At 69.9% G+C, this 753-nt stretch carries 1 protein-coding gene and 1 pseudogene; both read left to right on the plus strand.

Annotated features, from left to right (window positions below):
* A pseudogene (locus C1I93_RS31865) lies at positions 1 to 420 on the plus strand (hypothetical protein); the annotation flags it as partial.
* Positions 417 to 753: AIR synthase related protein (locus C1I93_RS30815; RefSeq protein ID WP_258378401.1), on the plus strand; the 337-nt coding region annotated here is incomplete at its 3' end. The pseudogene C1I93_RS31865 and the gene C1I93_RS30815, both read left to right, overlap by 4 nt.

Consider the following 753-nt stretch of genomic DNA (forward strand, 5'->3'; position numbering starts at 1 on the left):
ATCACACCCACCCCACCCCGGATCTACCGGGCCCCCGACGACGAGTCCGGCACCCTGATCCACACCGTGATGCAGCAGGTCCACTACGCCCTCACCGGCCCGCACGGCGCGACCTGGACCACCGACCCCGAAACCCTGCTGGTCGGCCACGGCATGGTGAAGCACTGCATCCACACCGGCACCGAAACCTGGACCGGCGGCGGCCCCGGCTGCCGGCTGCTCGCCGACATCGTCGCTCACCTGCGCCCCAGCCTGACCGACTTCACGGACGCGGACGCGGACCGATTCGCCGACCTCATGACCGACCCCCGTGTACTGCTGGGCTCCTACGAATCCCGGGTCATTCACGCCCGCGAGCGCCGCGACGCACCTGCGGTGACAAGCCGACCGGCCGCCACTCCCGAAGGGGCCCACCGATGACCTCCGCCACCAGCCATTCCGACGAACCGACGCGGGTCGCGAAGCTCGTCGGGGCCTTCCTCTCCGGGCAGTCCGGGGCCGTCCTCGGCGATGGCCCGCACGCCACCCTGACCGCGGGTGCCGACTCGACCGACGACTGCGCGATCTACGACCTCGACGGTCCGGTCACTCTCGTGGTCGGATCCGACTACGTCCGCGGCGCGAAGTTCGCCCTGTACGAGCAGGGTCTGCTGACGAACTTCGACATCGGCTACTACGTGGTGGCCGCCAATCTGAGCGACATCGCCGCGATGGGTGCCGCACCCATCGGAGTCCTCACCGTGGTCCGCTACC

It is taken from the genome of Micromonospora endophytica (assembly GCF_003236305.1).
Lineage (GTDB): Bacteria > Actinomycetota > Actinomycetes > Mycobacteriales > Micromonosporaceae > Micromonospora > Micromonospora endophytica.